This window comes from Xanthomonas translucens pv. cerealis, assembly GCF_006838285.1.
Lineage (GTDB): Bacteria > Pseudomonadota > Gammaproteobacteria > Xanthomonadales > Xanthomonadaceae > Xanthomonas_A > Xanthomonas_A cerealis.
In genome coordinates this window covers 3,463,732-3,475,723 of sequence record NZ_CP038228.1, presented here as the reverse complement: position 1 = coordinate 3,475,723, position 11,992 = coordinate 3,463,732, and the positions used below count along the sequence as shown (strand labels likewise).

Here is an 11,992-nt window from a genome sequence, read left to right as displayed (position 1 = left end):
CATCGCTACAGCACCGCGCTCTGGAAATCGAAGTTCATTTCGTCGCCGACCGACTGCACCAGGTTGCCCTGGATGAAATCGACCCCGCTCATCCACATCGCCGCGGCGGCCTGCGCTTCCTCGATCTGCTGGCCGATGATCAGCAGCCCGGCGCGGTGCGCCAGATCGATCGCGGCGCGCAACTGGTCGCGCAGTGCGGCATCGGCATGCGCGTTGGCGAAGCGCGCGGACAGGCGCAGGTAGCCCAGCGGCAACTGGTTGAGCAGTGCCTCGGCTTCGGTGCCGGGTTCGAACTGGCTGAGGCAGAACTGCACGCCCAGCGGCATCAGCCGGGCGCAGAACTGCTGCAGCGTCACCGTGTGAATCAGTGCGTCTTCCAGGCGCAGATCGATCACCAGCGAGGTGCCGGTGACGCCGCGCCGGTCGATCGCCTGGACCAGCCAGTCGGTGAAGGCGCCGCGCGCCAGCGTGCGCGAGGACTGCGACACGAACAGGCGCAGCGGCGGCGTGGCGTGCTGGTACAGGTGCAGCAGGCCGAGCGCGTGGTCCAGCACCTGCTGGTCGAGGTCGGCAATGCGCCCGCCGGCTTCGGCGGCGGGCAGTACCTGCCCGGCCGACAGCAGGGTGCCGTCGCGCTGGCGCAGGCGCAGCAGCACCTGGTATTGCGCGGTGTCGCCGCCGGCGACGGCGACGATCGGCTGGTAGGCCGGTTCCAGCTGGCCTTCGAACATGGCGATGCGGTCCAGGTCCTCTTCCTCGCGCGGCGGCGCGTACGCGGCCACGCCCTGCGGGTGCAGGCGCGCCTGCAGCGCGGTGCGCTCGACCGCTTCCAGCGCGATGCCGGCGTCTTCGAAGCCCTGCCCCAGGTCGGCATAGCCGATCGCGCAGCGCAGGTGCACGGTCTCGTCGTCGCGCAGCGGGAATGCATTGCTGGCCAGGGCTTCGCGCAAGGCCTGGGCGCGCTGCTGCAGCACGTCCAGGTCGCTGTCCTGGATCAGCAGCAGGAAGCTGTTGTCGTTGAGCCGGGCCAGCGGCTGCGGCGCGGTGGCGCTGGCCAGACGGCGCCCGGCCTGGGTCATCAGGCGTTCGAATGCGGCATAGCCGTAGCGTTCGCGCAGGCCCAGCGCGCTGGCGATCTCGATGAAGAACAGGCCGCCGCCGGCATCCGTGCGCAGCGCATCGCCGAGCAGCTGCAGCACGTGGGTACGGGTCGGCAGGCCGGTCTCGGGATTGTTCAGCGGCACGCTGTCGCTGGCGCTCTGCTGGCGCGCGCGGCGGATGCGGTTGGAGACCGCGGCGATCAGGTGCCGCGGGCGGATCGGCTTGGTCAGGAAATCGTCGGCGCCGCTGTCCAGCACTTCGTATTGCAGCTCCGGATCCGGGTCGCCGGTCAGGAACACGATCGGCAGCAGCTGCTGCTGCGGTTGCTGGCGGATCAGCGCGGTCAGCCGCATGCCGTCCAGGCCGGGCATGTGCAGGTCCATCAGGATCAGGTCCGGCCGGTATTCGGCGATCGCCTGCTGCACGCCTTCGGCCTGCATCTCCACCTGCGCCTGCATGCCGGCGCCGTGCAGCACACTCTGCGCGAACAAGGCCTGCGAACGGTCGTCTTCGACGATCAGGATGCGGTATGGCGCGTCCAGCGGCTGCGGCGGCGCGGCGCCTTCGCTGGCCGCAACCGAGGCGGCGGGCACTTGATCCGCACCGGCGGCGGCGATGCCGTCTTCCGTGCTCGCCGCCAGGTCGGGTGCCTGCGCGGGTGTGTCGGGCAAGGCGTCGGCGGCCCAGCGCCGCCAGTAGTGAGGCGGCGGGATCTCGGCACGGATGTTGCGCGAGCGCAGTTCGTCGCGGCTGGAAAGTGGTGCGGTGTCTGTTGCGGCCATCGTGTCTTTAGGGATCCTGAATGCGCGCCAATTATGCGATGAAGTTCACGAAGAGAGGGGGCCATCCCGGCTCGGCATGGCGACGGCGGCGTCCACGGGTGGCGCCAGCAGGCGGCGCACGCCGCGCCACAGCGTGCGCCACACCCACCACACCAGCAGCGCACCCAGCACGCTCGCCCCGAGTGATACGGCCAGCGCCAGCCACGGATGCACCAGGGCCAGCGCCAGCGTGGCAAGCACCACCGAATCCTCGGTCAGCGAGGCGATCCAGTTGCTGGCCGGTTCCGGCGAGGTATTCAGCAAGGCGCGCGAACCGGCCTTCAAGACATGGCTGGTGAGCGCGACGCCGGCACCGGTGGCCAGCGCGCCGGCGCCCAGCTGGCCGTCCTGGGACAGCGTGGCGGCGGCCAGGAACGCCCCGGCCGGGATCCGGGTCAGGGTCTGCAGCAGGTCCCAGGCCGAATCCACGCCGGGAATCTTGTCGGCGAAGAACTCGGCCAGGGCCAGCCCACCGGAGGTGCCGAGCACCCACCATGACTCGGTCGCCTGCAGTGCCGGCGGTAACTGCAGCCAGCCGCACAGGCCGGCCAGGCCGATTCCGAATACGGTCAGATAGACCCGGATGCCGGCCAGCCAGGCCAGCAGGATGCCGATTACGAAGAGGTGGGCGTCGGTCATGGCGAGGCGCTCCTGCAGATACGCGGGTGGCGGCCACTATCGGTCAAGCGTGCAGCGAAGGCCAGCGCAGGCGCGTGCCGGCTGGACGCGGCACGGCTGCGGCGGCGCTGTCCGGCGTCGCTCAAACGCGTGGCTTACACTAGCCGGCCGGCCCCCCCCCCCCCCCGCGAGGATCGACGCCGCTGCCGCCTCGGTGGCACGGCTTTGACGATGAACCGACCCGTCCCCCGTTTCCAGATCGTGCCCAACGGCGCCGCGCCACCGCGCGGACGCGCTCTGTGGCTGCTGGTCGCCATCGTGTGGCTGCTGTCGCTGGGCGGGACCTGGTGGCTGGCCAGCCGCAGGGCCGCGCCGCAGCTGGGCGCGGTGAAGACGCAGTTGGGCGAGGCCGAACGCAAGCTGCAGGCGCAGCAGCGGCAGATCGACACGCTCAACCAGCGCCAGGCCACGCTGGCGCGCTCGGACCAGATCAGCCGCGCCGCCAACAACGAGGTGCAGAGTTCGCTGGCCGAGCGCGACGAGGAGATCGCCGGGCTGCGCGCCGACGTGGCCTTCTACGAGCGCCTGGTCGGTGCCACCAGCCAGCGCAAGGGCCTGACCGTGCACTCGGCCGAGTTCTCGTCCGAGGCCGGCGGCACCTGGCACTACAACGTGGTGCTGACCCAGAACCTCAACCGCGGCGCGATCAGCCAGGGCCAGATGCGCCTGGCGGTGGAAGGCGTGCGCAGCGGCAAGCTGACCAGCGTGGGCTGGGACGAACTGCACCAGAAGAGCGGCGTGCCCGGGCAGGACTATTCGTTCCGCTATTTTCAGCAATTGGACGGCAGCGTGATCCTGCCCAAGGACTTCACCCCGCAGCGGGTGCGAGTATCGCTGTCCGGCGGCGGGGCGCCGGTCACCCAGACTTTCGATTGGACACTGGTCGGCAACGGCAAAGGGGAGTAGGCAGCTTATGTTCGGGAGCAACAAGAACGGCCGCAGCAGCGGCCAGACCGTGGTGGATACCCTGATCGGCGCGCAGGTGGTGATCCGGGGCGATTTGGTGTTCAGTGGCGGCCTGTACGTGGAAGGGCGCATTCTGGGCAAAGTGCTGGCCGAGGACGGTGCGCCGGCGACGCTGACCCTGTCCGAGCACGGCAGCATCGAGGGCGAGGTGCGCGCGCCGATCGTGATCATCAACGGCCAGCTGACCGGCGACGTCCATGCCGCCGAGCGCGTGGAATTGGCGCCGAAGGCGCGGGTGCAGGGCAACGTGCACTACCAGGTGGTGGAGATGAACGCCGGTGCGCAGGTGACCGGGCGGCTGATTCACGTCGGCAGCATGGCCGCGCTGGCCCCGCCGGAGCGTCTGGACGAGGACGCGGCGGACGCGCCGGCGCAGCGCGCGCTGAGCTCGGCCGACGCTTGATTCGGCTGCCGGCCGCCCCCATCCTGCTGCCATGAGCACCCTCGTTTCCCTGCCCAGCGCCGCGCCCGCACCCGACTACCAGTCGCTGGAGCGGCCGCTGAACTTCACCCAGGCCGCCGCGGCCAAGGTGCGCGAGCTGATCCGCGAGGAAGGCAACGACGCGCTGGCGTTGCGCGTGTACATCCAGGGCGGCGGCTGTTCCGGGTTCCAATACGGCTTCGAGTTCGACGAGAACCGCGCCGAGGACGATCTGTCGGTGCGCACCGACGATGTCACCCTGCTGGTCGATCCATTGAGCCTGCAGTACCTGATGGGCGCGGAAGTGGATTACAGCGAAGGCCTGCACGGCGCGCAGTTCGTGATCCGCAATCCCAACGCCAAGACTACCTGCGGCTGCGGCAGCAGCTTCAGCGTGTAGACACGCTGCGGCTTGCCGGATGCGCGGTTTGCCTGCACCCTGCGGCGCATGCCTGAGCTGACGCCTGCTAGCTTCGCCTTCGCCGACGCGGTCATCGACCGCGCCGATGCGCTGCGCAACGATGCCGATGCGCTGCGCCGCGCCTGGCCCGCGGCGCACCTGTTGCTGCTCGATGCCGACGGCAACGCCTACGCCGATGCGCATGGCCAGCCGCTGGCGCTGACCGGCGCGGCGCTGGGCGAGGTGGTCGAACAGGCGATCTTACTCGGCCTGCGCGACGGCGTCGTCTGGTTCGCGCTGGCCGCCGCCGCGCTCGAGGTGGACGTCAACCCGCCGCAACGCATCGATCTGCGCCGCGCCGCGGCCGAATGGCCGGCGTTCGCGTCGGGCCTGTTCGCCTATGCCCGCGGCATGTTGTATTGGCAGTCGCGCACCCGCTTCTGCGGCGTCTGCGGCGGCGCCATCGGGTTTCGCCGCGGCGGCTTCCTCGGCGTGTGCACGCACTGCGCGAGCGAACACTATCCGCGCGTGGATCCGGCGGTGATCGTTGCGGTCGGCGACGGCCAGCGGCTGCTGCTGGGGCGCCAGGCGAGCTGGCCGGCGCGGCGCTATTCGGTGATCGCCGGCTTCGTCGAGCCGGGCGAGTCGCTGGAGCAGACCGTGGCGCGCGAAGTGGCCGAGGAGACCCAGGTGCGGGTCCGGCCCGGCAGCTGCCGTTATTACGGCGCACAGCCATGGCCGTTCCCCGGGGCGCTGATGCTTGGTTTCAGCGCGTTGGCCGAGCCCGATGCGCCGCAGGTGGATGGCGAGCTGGAGGACGCGCGCTGGTTCGAGCGCGACGAGATCGGCGGCGCCCTGCAACGCGCGGCGGCGCATGGCGACAGCGCCGACGACGGGCGCGGCCTGCGCCTGCCGCCGCGGATCTCCATCGCGCGCGCGCTGGTCGAGGACTGGTACCACCGCGGCGGCGATCACGCCGCCTAGGCCACACTGCCACGCCGGCACTCGCCGTGGCACACGCTTCAGAACGGTCCCGGAGGACCTGCATGTTCACTACCCTCGTCGCTGTGATCGTCGCCCTGGTGCTGGGCCATGTCGCGCCCCGCATGGTGGCCTCGCTGCGCCGCTTCGATGCCTTTGGCGACTGGCTGGCGTGGCTGGATGCGCATGCCGGCGAAGGCAGCGGCTGGCGCGGCCGTTACGGCATCGCGCTGGCGCTGCTGCCGGCCTTGCTGCTGGTCGGCCTGCTGCAGTGGCTGCTCGCCGCGCCGCACCTGGGCCTGCTGGCATTGCTGTTCGGGGTGCTGGTGCTGACCTTCAGCTGGGGGCCGCGCGACCTGGATACCGATGTGGAAGCGGTGATCGAGGCCGACGATGTCGCCGCGCGGCGTGTCGTGGTCGCGCACCTGCACGCCGATGGCGGGCCGCTGCGCGAGGACCCGGCCGGGCTGGTCGAGGCGGTGGCGCTCAGCGCGTTGCGGCGCTGGTTCGCGGTGCTGTTCTGGTTTCTGTTGCTGGGGCCGTTCGGCGCGCTTGGCTATCGCCTGCTGGCGCTGGCTGCGGTCGGGCCGTATGCGCCAAGGCTGCCGTTGACCACGGCGCTCGGCGCACGCACCGCGCTGGCCGCGATGGAATGGCCGGTGGCGCAGCTGATGACTTTCTCGCTGGCGCTGGTCGGCAATTTCGAAACCGTGTTCGGCGCCTGGCGCGCGGCCGGCGGCAATCGCTGGCAGCTGGACAGCGGCTTCCTCGGTCCGGTGGCCTGCGCCAGCGTGCGCGGCGAACTGGACGCAGAGGCGCACGACTACAGCGATGCCGGCATGGTGGTGCCGGTGCTGCGGCGGCTGCCGGAATTGCGCGATGCGATGAGCCAGATCTGGCGGGTGCTGCTGCTGTGGCTGGTGCTGCTGGCGTTGCTGGTGATCGCCGGCTGGGTCAGCTGAGGCGCCCTAACCCGGCGCGAGCAGGGTGAATGGGAACCACGGCAGGTTGCGCGCGATCCAGTAGCCAGGTAGCGCCAGCAGCCAGAAATTCGGCCGCGATACCAGCGCGACCACCGGCGCGAACCACGCCGCGCGCCAGCCCGCCTTCCATGCGATCAGGCCCGGCAGCAGGGCCAGGCACAGCATCGCGCCGGGATTCATCGCGAAGGCGCCGAGCGGATCCAGGTGCACCAGGGCGTGCAGGGCGCGGGTCATGCCGCAGCCGGGACAGTAGTAGCCGGTGAGCGCATGGAACAGGCACGGCGCGAATGGATTGTCCGCGGCGTTGGGGTCGAACCGGTACAGCAGCGCGCCGCCGGCCGCCGCGAGGGCGGTGGCGGCGCCGAGGCACGCCCGTTGTTGCCAGGCGCGCATGCCGATCAGCTCATGTGCTGCATCTGGTTCACGTATTCCATGTATCTCTGCATGCCGCCGGTGGCGACCATGCCGATGTTGATCAGCAGGCCGATGATGGCCAGTGCGGTGGTCACCCAGCACCAGGTCTTGGCGCTGTTGGAGGCGCGGCGCGCGCCGTCCAGATCGCCCTGGTTGAGCAGCCCGTTGACCTTGCTGGAGAACACGATGGCGACGATGCCGGTGATGATCGACGGGCAGCACAGGCAGAAACCGAGCACCGTGGCGACGATCGCCCAGGCCAGATGGTTGGGGACCGCGCCGGGCGTGGGGGCGGGCGGCGGCGTGACGGGGCTGACGGTGCTCATGTGGACGTCCTTGAAGTTGAGTTCATGTGCAGTCTAGACGAGTAGCTGCGCGGAACCTAGAACGACTGTCGGGGTGCCGGCGGATTGGGTGTGGCGCCATGCGCGAACATGGCAGTGTGGGCGGCATCCCACGCGCCGCTGCCGCACCTACGCTGGGTTGTCGGCACCGGCGCCGCTAGCGCGGGATCGGGTGCAAGGGCCGCGTCGCGATCACTTCGCTCGCTTGCAAGCCGCTTCGTTTACGCCAGCCGGCGACGTTGGCGCCGGCGTCATCATGCCGCCATGAAAATGTCTTCCTCCCATGCCGCGGGCGATGCGGTGGCGGCCCATTGCCGGACAGACCGCTACGCGTCCGGCGCCGCGGCCGAGTCCCTGCACGAGGTGGCCGACGTGGCGCCGCCGCAGCACCCGCATGCGCCGCCTGATGGCGCCCTGCGCGAGTTGGGACGGCATGGCCGGCTCGGCTCGGGCCGCGTGTCGCGGCCGCCGCGTTATACCGCGCAGGCGGGGCTGCAGCGGGCCTTGTTCGGCGCGTTCTGGACCAGCGGCCAGGAGCGCATGCTCAGCGCCGCGGAGCGGACCCTGCTGCACCAGCTGAGGCCGTCCACGCCGGCCGCCGCGCAGGACTGCATCCTGTTCAGTGATCCGAACAAGGACCCGGACGACGTGGTGTCGTTCGTGATGGCCAAGCAACTGGAGATGCTGGGCCTGGCCCGCGTCGGCCATGTCGTCACCACTCTGGGGCCGCACGCGGTGCGCGCCGAGCGGGCGATGCTGGCCAAGGGTGTGTTCGGCGCGCTGGGCATGCCGGGGGTCGGGGTCGCCATCGGGCGCGAGTACGAGATCGGCGCGCGCCAGGCCGATCACGGCAGTTTCCTGTCGCGCGGCGCGCCGCTGTGCGCCGCGCACGCCGCTGTCGGCCAGGACAGTCTTGCCGGCATGCGCCAGAGCCTGCGCGATGCGTCCGGCAAGGTGACCTTGATCGCGATCGCCGGCATGACCGACGCCAATGCGTTGCTGGTGGCGGAACCGGATCTGGTCAGGCAGAAAGTCGGGCGGGTCGTGGTGATGGGCGGCATCGCGCGTGACAAGGACGATCAGGGCCTGGTATGCCCGGACGATCGCGCCTACAACAACCATACCGATCTGGCGGCCGCGCGCAGCTTCTATCGCCTCGCCCAGCAGTGTGGGATTCCGCTGCGCGTGGTGTGCAAGGAGGCCGCCTACAAGGCGGCGGTGTCGCCGCGCTTCTACGATGCGCTGGCCGCATCGGGGCATCCGGTCGGCGGATACTTGCGCGACATCCAGAAGGAATCGCTGAATACCCTGTGGGACAGGATCGGCAAGCGCGAAATCGGCAAACTGGATGAGCGCTGGTTCTACAACACGTTCATCGCGCGCGGCGACGACGCCGGCTTCGAACAATGGCATGCGCAACGGCCGCCGTTCGAGCAGATATGGGGCCAGGTGGAACGGTTGAATCTGTACGATCCGCTGACCTTGCTGGCTGCGCTGGACGGGCCTTCGCAGATGCTGTTCAAACCGCTGGGCGCGCACGCTTCGGGCAAGCCGCCGGTTGAGGTGATCGGCGCCGAAGAGGTGACCAGCCCGGACGCCGCAAGGACCCTGATGGCGGCCCTGTCAAAGCTGGCGCTGGCGACCGAGATCGGCTACGGGACGCGTTAAGCGCGGCCTTGCATCGGCCTGCTGTTCGCGCGCCCGCGGAGCCGGCATTTGCCGGTTCACGCGGCATCCCCGCGCAACTGCCGCACCTGCGCTTCCAGCCGTTCGGCGCTGGCCTCGGCGGCCGCCACCGGCGCGCCGGCGATCACCTCCACGTGCGCGCGGAAGCGCCGCGGCACGCGCATGCGCCGCAGCCGCGAGTCGCGCTTGCTCCACATGCTGGTCCACATGTTGCGCAGCGCCATCGGCAGCACCGGCACCGGCACCGCGCGGCGCTCGAGGATCTTCTCCACGCCCGACTTGAACTTGGCGATCTCGCCGTCCTTGGTCAATGCGCCCTCGGGGAAGATGCACACCAGTTCGCCCTCGGCCAGCGCCGCGTCGATGGCGTCGAACGCGCGCTGCATCAGCGCCGGGTCCTCGCGCGCGCCGGCGATCGGGATCGCCTTGGCGGTGCGGAAGATCCAGCGCATCACCGGAATGTTGAAGATGCGGTAGTACATGACGAAGCGCACCGGGCGCGGGATCGACGCGGCCAGCACCAGCGCGTCCATGTAGCTGACGTGGTTGCACACGATCAGCGCCGCGCCCTCGTCGGGCACGTGCCGCGCGATGCCGTGCACGCGCAGCCGGTACAGCGCGCGTACCATCACCCAGCTGAGGAAACGCATCAGGAATTCGGGGACGATGCTGAAGATCCAGATCGCCACCACCGCGTTGGCGATGGCCAGCGCCAGGAACACCTGCGGGATGCTCAGCCCGGGCATCGGCACGCGCACGCCGAACAGCGTCAGCTGCTGCATCTGCAGCGCGATGCCGACCATCGCGGCGATGACGATGAACATCGAGTTCTGGATGTTGAGCCCGGCGATGACCCGCGACAGCTCCGCCTTGGGCGTGCGGCTCTGGATCAGCGCGAACAGCGGCACCACGAACAGGCCGGTGCACAGGCCGATGCCGACCAGGTCGAGCATGATCCGCCAGCTGCCGGCCTGGTGCACGAACTGGCCGATGCCCAGCCCGGCCTGCAGCGCGCCGCCGGGGCGGGCGAAATACAGGTCGAGCATGAACGCGCTGATGCCGAACGCGCCCAGCGGCACCAGGCCGATTTCCACGGTGCGCCCGGACAGCTTTTCGCACAGCAGCGAGCCGGTGCCGGTGCCGATCGAGAACAGCGCCAGGGCGAAGATGTACAGGTCCTGCGCGCCGCCGAGATTGAGTTCGGCGTAGGTCGGCAACTGCGCGGTCAGCACCGTGCCGACGAACCAGAACCAGGACACGCCGAGCACCGCGTTGCGCACCGCCAACTGGCGCTGGGTCAGGCGCATGATCGCCAGCGACTCGGGCAGCGGGTTCCAGTTGATCTTCAGTTCTGGCGCGCCGGCATCGACCTTCGGGATCCGCCGCGCGACCAGGTTGCCGGTGACCGCCAGCGCGATCACCGCGGTGGCCGCGGCGACCGGGCCGTGGCTACCGGCGATCTGGAAGATCAGCCCGCCCAGGATCATGCCGCACAGGATCGAGATCGAGGTGCCCATCTCGACCAGGCCGTTGCCGCCGGTCAGTTCCTCCGGTTTCAGCACCGAGGGCAGGATCGAATATTTCACCGGGCCGAACAGGGTGGACTGCAGGCCGGTGCAGAACAGCGCGACCAGCAGCACCGCCATGTTCTCGGTCAGAAAGCCGACCGCGGCCAGCGACATGATCGCGATCTCCATCGTGGTGGTGATCACCACCAGCCGCGATTTCTCCAGTTTCTCGGCGATCTGCCCGGCCAATGCGGAGAACAGGAAATACGGCAGGATGAACAGCGCCGGTGCCAGGTTGGTGTACAGCGTGCGTTGCTCGGGCGTGACGCCCAGATAGAACAGCAAGCCGATGATCGCCTGCCGGTAGACGTTGTCGTTGAACGCGCCCAGTCCCTGGACCACGAAGAACGGCAGGAAGCGGCGCTGTTGCAGCAGGGCGAACTGGCGATGGCCGGACATGCAGGCTCCTTTGCGAACGCGCGCAGCCTAGCAGGTTCGTTGTGCGGCGGAGGCGTAACGTGGGGCGTGGCTGGGCCGCGCCGCGGCCGGTGCCGACGAGCGCCGTCTGCTGGGTGGACGAGTGCTGCCGTTCTGAAAGAGAGGGCATGGTGTCGTGCTTCGTTCGTCGCGACTGAAGTCGCTTCCACAGGGGATTCGCAGGTGGCGGGACGGGCATGCTGCGACGGGTTGTGGTGCGGCTAGCCGGTTTCGGCCGCGCCTGTCTGCTGCCGCAGCAGCGCGATCAGTGCGCGTGCGGCCGGGGTCGGGTCCGAGCGCCAGGTGGCGTAGGTCAGGAAGCGGAAGCGCTCGCGCAGCGCGACCACCGCCACGCCGCGCATCGCCGCGGCCATGGTCTGCGGCACGATCGCCACGCCCAGGTCCTCGACCACCAGCTGGCGCAGCAGGTCGGCGTGGGTGACCTCGTACTGCAGCCGCTGGCGCAGGCCGGCCTCGGCGAAGGCGCGGTCGATGATGCCGCGCACGCCGGCACCGGCGATCAGCCCGGCCATCGGCGCGTCCTCCAGTTCGTGCAGGGACACTTCGGCGCGCGCGGCGAACCGGTTGCCGGGCGCGGCGATCAGCGCCAGCGGTTCCTCGTGCAGCAGCAGGCGCTGCGCGGGCAGGACGATATGCGGGCCGACGCCGACCAGGGCCACGTCCAGCCGGCCTTCGCCCAGGTCGAGCAGCAGCGCATCGCTCATGCCGGTGCGCAGGTGCACGTCCACCGCGCGGTGCGCCTGGCCGAAGCGGCGCAGCAGGGCTGGCACCTGCACGGTGTTGAGCGAGGAGATCTGGCCGATATGCAGGCGCCCGCGTACCGTGCCTAGCGCCTGCGCCATCTCCTCGTGCAGGCGCTCGGCCGCGCGCAGCGTGGCGCGGGCGTTGTGCAGGAACACCTCGCCGGCGGCGGTCAGCCGCACCTGCCGCGCGCCGCGCTCGAACAGGCGCGCGCCCAGTGCCTCCTCGATCTTGGCGATCTGGTGGCTCAGTGCCGACTGCACCGTGTGGCAGCGCCGCGCGGCGGCGGTGAAGCTGCCTTCCTCGGCCACGGCGACGGCGAATTCGAATTGGCGCAGGGTCAGCATGGCATCTGCAAACAAGATGGATCTAGTGAAAACAATACATTGGAAAGATCGGTGACGTGTGCCCAGACTGACGCCATTCCTTCCGCACCCTTGGATTCCGCCC

Annotated in this window: 12 protein-coding genes; 6 read left to right on the top strand and 6 right to left on the bottom strand. The window is 69.8% G+C overall.

The window, feature by feature from the left end:
- Window positions 1-5: 5 nt before the first annotated feature.
- Window positions 6-1,883 (bottom strand): EAL domain-containing protein, encoded by a 1,878-nt coding sequence (locus E4A48_RS15420; RefSeq protein WP_142742723.1) that lies wholly within the window; start codon window positions 1,881-1,883, stop codon window positions 6-8.
- A gap of 45 nt (window positions 1,884-1,928) precedes the next feature.
- Window positions 1,929-2,561, bottom strand: coding sequence for a DUF4126 domain-containing protein (locus E4A48_RS15415; RefSeq protein ID WP_058196699.1), 633 nt, complete (start codon window positions 2,559-2,561; stop codon window positions 1,929-1,931).
- Window positions 2,562-2,771: 210 nt separating this feature from the next.
- On the opposite strand from E4A48_RS15415, the gene E4A48_RS15410 reads away from it, so the two are divergent.
- The 5 genes from E4A48_RS15410 to E4A48_RS15390 all read left to right on the top strand — a co-directional run bounded on the left by E4A48_RS15410 (window position 2,772) and on the right by E4A48_RS15390 (window position 6,330).
- Window positions 2,772-3,506 (top strand): DUF6776 family protein, encoded by a 735-nt coding sequence (locus E4A48_RS15410; RefSeq protein WP_142742722.1) that lies wholly within the window; start codon window positions 2,772-2,774, stop codon window positions 3,504-3,506.
- 7 nt (window positions 3,507-3,513) lie between these two features.
- Window positions 3,514-3,969 (top strand): bactofilin family protein, encoded by a 456-nt coding sequence (locus E4A48_RS15405; RefSeq protein WP_039008154.1) that lies wholly within the window; start codon window positions 3,514-3,516, stop codon window positions 3,967-3,969.
- 31 nt (window positions 3,970-4,000) lie between these two features.
- Entirely contained in the window at window positions 4,001-4,387 is a 387-nt protein-coding gene (gene erpA / locus E4A48_RS15400; RefSeq protein ID WP_003470970.1) for an iron-sulfur cluster insertion protein ErpA, read from the top strand.
- 48 nt (window positions 4,388-4,435) lie between these two features.
- On the top strand, window positions 4,436-5,371 hold the full coding sequence (gene nudC / locus E4A48_RS15395) for an NAD(+) diphosphatase (protein WP_142742721.1): 936 nt from the start codon (window positions 4,436-4,438) through the stop codon (window positions 5,369-5,371).
- 62 nt (window positions 5,372-5,433) lie between these two features.
- Window positions 5,434-6,330, top strand: a complete 897-nt coding sequence (locus tag E4A48_RS15390; protein WP_142742720.1) for a hypothetical protein — start codon at window positions 5,434-5,436, stop codon at window positions 6,328-6,330.
- A 6-nt stretch (window positions 6,331-6,336) separates the two neighbouring features.
- Here the strand turns inward: E4A48_RS15390 and E4A48_RS15385 are convergent, their stop codons facing one another.
- Together E4A48_RS15385 and E4A48_RS15380 are read right to left on the bottom strand one after the other, a co-directional pair.
- Complete coding sequence (locus tag E4A48_RS15385; protein WP_039008151.1) at window positions 6,337-6,744, bottom strand: DUF2752 domain-containing protein; 408 nt, start codon at window positions 6,742-6,744, stop codon at window positions 6,337-6,339.
- Window positions 6,745-6,749: 5 nt separating this feature from the next.
- Window positions 6,750-7,091, bottom strand: a complete 342-nt coding sequence (locus E4A48_RS15380) for a CD225/dispanin family protein (RefSeq protein ID WP_039008150.1) — start codon at window positions 7,089-7,091, stop codon at window positions 6,750-6,752.
- 282 nt (window positions 7,092-7,373) lie between these two features.
- Here E4A48_RS15380 and xopQ point away from each other — a divergent pair, with 282 nt between their 5' ends.
- Window positions 7,374-8,777: a type III secretion system effector XopQ gene (xopQ, locus tag E4A48_RS15375; RefSeq protein ID WP_230812716.1), complete on the top strand. Its 1,404-nt coding sequence runs from the start codon at window positions 7,374-7,376 to the stop codon at window positions 8,775-8,777.
- A 56-nt stretch (window positions 8,778-8,833) separates the two neighbouring features.
- Here the strand turns inward: xopQ and E4A48_RS15370 are convergent, their stop codons facing one another.
- Window positions 8,834-10,762 carry an MFS transporter gene (locus tag E4A48_RS15370; RefSeq protein ID WP_039008149.1) on the bottom strand — a complete coding sequence of 643 codons (1,929 nt, stop codon included), beginning with the start codon at window positions 10,760-10,762 and terminating at the stop codon, window positions 8,834-8,836.
- A gap of 239 nt (window positions 10,763-11,001) precedes the next feature.
- Window positions 11,002-11,889, bottom strand: a complete 888-nt coding sequence (locus tag E4A48_RS15365; protein ID WP_039009353.1) for a LysR family transcriptional regulator — start codon at window positions 11,887-11,889, stop codon at window positions 11,002-11,004.
- Window positions 11,890-11,992: the final 103 nt, after the last annotated feature.

What these genes read in the sequence shown, in the direction of transcription:
- E4A48_RS15380 (WP_039008150.1), bottom strand. Translation starts at nt 7,091, where the DNA reads ATGAGCACCGTCAGCCCCGTCACGCCGCCGCCCGCCCCCACGCCCGGC.
- E4A48_RS15370 (WP_039008149.1), bottom strand. Translation starts at nt 10,762, where the DNA reads ATGTCCGGCCATCGCCAGTTCGCCCTGCTGCAACAGCGCCGCTTCCTG.
- E4A48_RS15390 (WP_142742720.1), top strand. Translation starts at nt 5,434, where the DNA reads ATGTTCACTACCCTCGTCGCTGTGATCGTCGCCCTGGTGCTGGGCCAT.
- erpA (WP_003470970.1), top strand. Translation starts at nt 4,001, where the DNA reads ATGAGCACCCTCGTTTCCCTGCCCAGCGCCGCGCCCGCACCCGACTAC.
- E4A48_RS15405 (WP_039008154.1), top strand. Translation starts at nt 3,514, where the DNA reads ATGTTCGGGAGCAACAAGAACGGCCGCAGCAGCGGCCAGACCGTGGTG.
- nudC (WP_142742721.1), top strand. Translation starts at nt 4,436, where the DNA reads ATGCCTGAGCTGACGCCTGCTAGCTTCGCCTTCGCCGACGCGGTCATC.
- E4A48_RS15415 (WP_058196699.1), bottom strand. Translation starts at nt 2,561, where the DNA reads ATGACCGACGCCCACCTCTTCGTAATCGGCATCCTGCTGGCCTGGCTG.
- E4A48_RS15420 (WP_142742723.1), bottom strand. Translation starts at nt 1,883, where the DNA reads ATGGCCGCAACAGACACCGCACCACTTTCCAGCCGCGACGAACTGCGC.
- E4A48_RS15410 (WP_142742722.1), top strand. Translation starts at nt 2,772, where the DNA reads ATGAACCGACCCGTCCCCCGTTTCCAGATCGTGCCCAACGGCGCCGCG.
- E4A48_RS15365 (WP_039009353.1), bottom strand. Translation starts at nt 11,889, where the DNA reads ATGCTGACCCTGCGCCAATTCGAATTCGCCGTCGCCGTGGCCGAGGAA.
- xopQ (WP_230812716.1), top strand. Translation starts at nt 7,374, where the DNA reads ATGAAAATGTCTTCCTCCCATGCCGCGGGCGATGCGGTGGCGGCCCAT.
- E4A48_RS15385 (WP_039008151.1), bottom strand. Translation starts at nt 6,744, where the DNA reads ATGCGCGCCTGGCAACAACGGGCGTGCCTCGGCGCCGCCACCGCCCTC.